The sequence below is a fragment of the Nostoc sp. FACHB-152 genome (genome assembly GCF_014697475.1).
Classification (GTDB): Bacteria; Cyanobacteriota; Cyanobacteriia; order Cyanobacteriales; family Nostocaceae; genus Nostoc_B.
On the sequence record NZ_JACJRV010000162.1, the window covers coordinates 1 to 5254 of the forward strand.

Here is a 5254-nt window from a genome sequence, read left to right on the forward strand (position 1 = left end):
ACAGTTATCTCAGTTGCACTCAACTTAATGAATCCTCAACATTTAAGAAACTGGTTTACTAATTGCTGTTACTGTACCTCATAACACAGGAAACTGCTGTATCTAACTCAATCTGATTTTTCTGCCTTTCTGCTGCTTTACGGTTTATTTTTGTATCCGGTAAACCAAGAGATAGATAGTATCTTTTACCTCCATAACGAAACCTTAGTTGTAACCGGCTATTGGAATCAATGATAGATACACTTCCCTTAGGTTCTTTACCTGTAGATGTTTTGGTGTACATATAATTAGTAGTACGTTTGTACGCTAAGCTTACACCCAATTTACACCCAAATCACACCCAAAGTACACCCAAATCACACCCAAAGTACCCTAAACTACCCCAAATTATTGTATATTTTTAGTACAAAAATACTATAAAAGCAACTGTTCTATAAATACAAAAAACCCTTGTAAGCCTTAACCTACAAGGGTTTTCTTTATTAAGCGGGCGGCGGGAATCGAACCCGCATTAATAGCTTGGAAGGCTATAGTTTTACCACTAAACTACGCCCGCAAAAGCCAAACCATATCATAATAACACTGTTTTCAGTAAAATTCAAGCAGCTAATTAGAACCACCAGAGCTAATAACAACCCTGACAATTAAATTGCTGAAATCTGGTTTGCTACCATCTAAATTATGGCCTGCGGTAAACTGCTCATTTTTGAATAGATCTTTTATGGCTTGCTCGTAAGTAATTTTTTCGCTTTGTAGTCTAATCGGTTTTATTTGTCTAATTTCAGCCTGTTGAAAATTACCATTGCGATCAATAATTAAGCTAACTATGAGTTGTGCAGGTGCAAGACCAGCACTACTTGGTATAAAAGTTGATTCTAATTCTTTAGTTTTACTTCCCTGATATGTAGCTAAAACATCAGGTAAATCTTTACTTAATTGACGCATTTCCTGATCAGGTAATGGCGTGATAGTTGCTGTTGAGCCAGTTTGTCCAGAGGTGGTGGGATTATTTTCGTTGGCGGGTTGAGGAGTATTTTCTGTAGGAGTAGGTGAAGTTGCGCCTGTAGGAATTTGAGGAGTATTTTCAGTTGGTAGGATTGAATTATTTCTTGCTGAAGTATTCGGATTTTCTGAAGATGGTGTGCTTGAAGTTGGCTTTTTAGGACTTGTTGGTGTGTTTCTAGTTGAACCAAGGGAACTGTTATCTGTTGGCTGTTCTAATGGAATACCGTTTGGTAGTCGCTTGCCTTTTCCTAAAACAATTTCTTGCCGACGATTCCAAGGCAGATTACTTAGGGGAATTTTTGGTTTTGGTATTGGTGTCGGTGTGGATTTAGTGGATTCAGGAGTAAAAATGGGTTTCGGTGTTGTTTTTGGTGTAGGTTTAGGTTGAGAGACAGTTTTTTTGATACCTGGTTTGGTTTTAGCTTGAGAAACGACAACTTCCTGTTTCTTCAGAAGACTAGCACTGGAATCTTGATTTTTAGGTATTGTTTGCTCTGTTTTTGACAAACTTGTTGATACAGACTGTTTAGCTGAGATTTTTGGTTTTGGTGCAACTATTGCAGTAGATGATTTTGGTTTGCTTGTAGATTTTGTTGAAGGAGAAATTTCGATTAACTCAATAGGAACAACAACTTGACTTTCCTGTGGCAACCATAGTCCAAATACATTAGACGATCGCAGCCACCAAAAAATCAACAGATGCAGAGAAACAGAACTAATACCTACAAAAAACCACAAAATTGGAGGATCACTATGTCGCCTCCAATTTTTAGGTGGAATATGAGTTTTTTCTGCAATCGGGGTTGTCATATCACCGCAGCCAAATATTATTCAGAGTCCTTGGTAATACTTCTAGACTCAGTTTGGATCTTAGCGATTAACCACTAGTTCTGACGAAACAGCAAAAGTTAAAACTGTTTCATCCACTCCTTTAAGTTTCAACGGACTTCCTTTAGTAATTTCTTCATCCTGTAAATAATCTGCGACAGCCGCAGAAACTAGAATAGTACCAGGCACAGCCGCAGCTTGCAATCTGGCAGCAATATTCACGCTCGGCCCAATAGCAGTATAATCAGCACGTTCAGCACTACCAAACATTCCGACAACTGCCGTACCTTGGTGGATACCACAGCGAAACTGCACACCAGAACGTCCATCGTTTTCAAATATACCTTGCTCTCGCCAACGTTGATTTAAGTCAGAGAGTGAGCGTTGCATTCCTCTAGCTGTATTGATGGCTCGACGCACCTGTTCATTAGGAGTAAGTTCTTCTGGCGCTCCGTATAAAGCTAAGATAGCATCCCCCATAAACTTATCAACTGTCCCACCATTTTCAAACACAACTTTAGTCATACATTCTAAATACTCATTCAGCAACTCGGCTACTCGACGGGATCTTAAGGTATTAGCTAACTGAGTAAAACCTACTATGTCACTGAACAAAACCGTAATCAAGCGCGGTTCTGGACGTAAATCAAGTGTTAAATCACCCGTTGCTGCTTTTTGTACCAGGACACTGGGCAAAAATCGCTTGAGTACTGATTCTGTCAGATATGTATTTAGTTCCAAAACCCGTCGTTCATTTTCCTTCAAGGCTAAAAGATTTCTCACCTCTGCCAGAAGTTCCCTGTCGTTAAATGGTTTAGCTAGATATGCATCTGCACCATATTCAGTACTTTCGATGCGGGTTTCTTCATCAACTTTCGCTGTCAGGAGAATTATCGGAATTCCCTTCAGTTTCTCTTCTGAGCGAATCATCCGAATCATCTCTAATCCAGTCACCAAAGGCATCATCAAATCAGTGACTATTAAGCTAGGCACAACTTTCTGAGCGATACCAAACCCCTCGTAGCCATTACGAGCTGTGTGAACATGATGACCGTTGCGTCGGAGGATATCTGAAACGTAAGTTCGTAAATCTGGATTATCGTCTACGACTAAGATAGAGTGTCCAGAAGCCAGTGGATTAGACGGTTCTGCTGATGGCAAGGAATTGCCATTGCTGAATACTGAGTTTTGAACATCAGAAATTGTAATATCTTCAAACTTGTCTGTAACTGCTTCTATTAGTTCTAAATCAGCTAATTCGACACTAGCGCGACTAGTATTTAACTCAGCAGGTGTTTCTAGAACTTGGTTGGTGGCTAAGTGAGAATTACCAGTAAGCAACCATAAAGTAAAAGTAGTTCCATTACCATATTCTGAATCTACAGTAACGTTACCACCATGCAGTTCTACTAATTCTTTGACTAAGGCTAAACCAAGACCACTACCTTCATAAGAACGGTTTTCGGAGCCTTCAGCTTGGCGAAAACGCTCAAACAAAAGTGGAATCTGCTCTTTAACAATACCAATGCCTGTATCTTTTACTTGTAGTATGCAGTGATAGCCTTGAGCTTGAAGGTTGACGCTAATTGTGCCATCTTCAGGCGTAAACTTCATAGCATTTGACAGGAGGTTATACACAACCTTGTCAAATTTTTCCATGTCTAAGTAAACTTTGGGACACTCACTGAAATCAGTAACCAGATGCAGCCCCTTTTTCTCACAGTAGGGGCGAAATGATTCAACAATTTGGCTGACAAATTCCACCAAATCACAAGGACGAAAACTAGGCTGCATTCGCCCAGCATCTAACCGTTGCAAATCTAGTAACTGATTGACTAATCTCAGCAGACGGCGAGAATTGCGTAAGGCGATCGCACTTTGTTCATGAGATAGCCCTTCACCTGCCGCCACTGCTGATTCTAGCGGCCCTTGAATTAAGGTAATTGGGGTACGGAACTCGTGAGAAATATTTTGGAAAAATTCAGTTTTTTGTTTATCTAATTCTAATAGTCGCTCGGCTTGTTCGCGGGTTTTTTGGTATAAGCGTGATTGCTGTACTGCGATCGCTGCTTGTGCTGCCACTGCCTTGGCTAGTTCAACATCAGATGATAGCCACCGTCTGACTTTGGTTCCTTCCCGGAGAGTAATACTGCCGATACATTTACCATCAGCCAATAAAGGTACAAGCATGAGCGATCGCGCTGGCTTTTTCCAAGGTAAATTAAACCCCCGCAGTTCCGAATTACAAATGCTCATATCCGAAACTACGACAGGTTCCTGTGTTTGCAGAATTTCTTGTAGCAGTGGATTTTCTTTAATAGGAGCTTGAGATTGGGGTAATTGTTGATATGTTAGTTCAATATTATTATTTAATATATGACTTTGTGTTGGATTCAGCGTAGGCTGAAGATTTTGAGAGCTATCGTATAAACCTACACAATGAACAAACTCATCTTCTTCTGTCCATAAAGATAGGACACAACCATCAACTTGCAAGGCTTGTCCCAATTTGTGGGTAATAGCAGCAAAAATATCTTGTGGGTCTAAGCTAGAGCGAATAGCTGTTGTAATAGTATTAATTAAAGCTTCTCGTTTAGCTAGAGCGCGTACTTGCTCGTAGGCGTAAGCTTGAGATAAAGCTAAAGCTGCCTGATCAGCTACCATCGAAACAAGCTGTACTTCTTCTGTAGCCCACAAACGAGCCTCAGAACACTGATGAAGTGCTAGCACTGCCAACAATTCTTGTTGACAAATTAAAGGCACAACTAAGCTAGAGCAAATATTCGCTTCTGCAAAAGCTGCGACTCGTTGCTCTAATTCTAGAGTATCCCCTTGAATACGTTCATCACTAGCAACATCATAAATGACTTGAACTTCACGGGTTTCCCAAACTGTTTGTGACAAAAGAGATGATGCTGGCGGTAAGGCCGCAACACTATTCTTATATCCTGATGTTGATGTCTCTAACTCAACAGTAGAAATAGCAGATCTCTGGTAAATAAATCCTTCATCAACCAACTGGCCATCTTGAAACGGACGTAATAAACAGACATCCACCTCTAACATATGACCAACTGTATCGACAATCGCTTGCAGAATTTGTCGATAATCTAAAGCACTGCGAATCGTATTCGTAACAGTATTTAATAGCGACTCCTGGCGGAGTGTGCGGGTTAGTTCACGAGTCCGGGCTTTGAGGACGTTGTGGGTATCCAAGGCTTGGCGTACTACCGCTTTGAGTTCCTCAGCTTCCCAGGGTTTAGTAACATATTTGAATACTTTACCAGCGTTGATTGCTTCTACTAAATCTTCAACATCAGCAATACCTTAGCCAATTTACGAGGGTTTAATGCCTGTAGAAACGGGATGAATACGTCCTAAAGAAGTAAGCTTGGCAAAAATCTGGGTTAATAAAATAGGC

The 5254-nt window shown here is 40.5% G+C and carries 2 protein-coding genes, 1 tRNA gene and 1 pseudogene; all 4 read right to left on the reverse strand.

All coding sequences use genetic code 11. The features are described from left to right. Positions 1–58: 58 nt before the first annotated feature. Positions 59–283 carry an Arm DNA-binding domain-containing protein gene (locus tag H6G76_RS35970; RefSeq protein ID WP_242056684.1) on the reverse strand — a complete coding sequence of 75 codons (225 nt, stop codon included), beginning with the start codon at positions 281–283 and terminating at the stop codon, positions 59–61. Positions 284–485: 202 nt separating this feature from the next. After that, a tRNA-Gly gene (locus H6G76_RS35975) sits at positions 486–556 on the reverse strand. A 50-nt stretch (positions 557–606) separates the two neighbouring features. Beyond that, complete coding sequence (locus H6G76_RS35980) at positions 607–1815, reverse strand: hypothetical protein (RefSeq protein WP_190710967.1); 1209 nt, start codon at positions 1813–1815, stop codon at positions 607–609. A 60-nt stretch (positions 1816–1875) separates the two neighbouring features. After that, positions 1876–5160, reverse strand: a pseudogene (locus H6G76_RS35985) (GAF domain-containing protein); the annotation flags it as partial. Positions 5161–5254: the final 94 nt, after the last annotated feature.